Genomic DNA, 637 nt, shown 5'->3' with positions numbered 1-637 from the left:
GGCTGAGAAATAAACAAAAACATATTTCCGCCTGCCCAGATTAACCCTGGGAGAATATTTCTGATCGCATACTTGTTAAAGGGTTTGTGTCTATAGGTTAAAACTAACCCCCCGACCACCATGCCAATTGCCTGTGGCAGCAACGCGGACCAGCCGGACACATTGAATAATCTAGCCACGACTACATAAACCAAATAACCAAGAGTCGAAACAAGGAGAATCAAAATGCCCTTTTTCAAATTGCTTGGCTCGCCCTCTTTTTTATCATTCTTATCTTCCAAGGACGTGAGAATGATTCCTACAATGATAAAGATCAAAGCGAGAACGCCAAGCGTAATCGCAATCGGTGTTGACCATTCGCGGAACACGATCACACCGAACAGCGAGGTGGAAACGAGCTGCATTCCTGTGGAAATCGGCATTGTTTTCGACACGCCCATCAATTGAATGCTTTTCAGCTGGTTGGCCTGTCCAAGTGACCAAAATAAGCCGGATACGATTCCAACAATAAAAATGCGAAGGGACAGAACGGGCTGAACAAAAAAGTAAATAACGATAGAAACAATGAGCGCCCCGATCGTCGTTCCCAGTGTCTGGCTGTACGGCCCGCCGCCTAATTTCACATTGAAGAGAACAA

Annotated in this window: 1 protein-coding gene; it reads right to left on the bottom strand. The window is 45.5% G+C overall.

What is annotated here, in order from left to right; genetic code table 11:
• Window positions 1-637 (bottom strand): glucose uptake protein GlcU (gene glcU / locus ACWHAR_RS28565; protein ID WP_452088635.1); only part of this gene is annotated, 637 nt, incomplete at both ends.

The organism is Bacillus sp. LR--39 (assembly GCF_053613335.1).
This window is presented reverse-complemented; position numbering and strand designations above follow the sequence as displayed.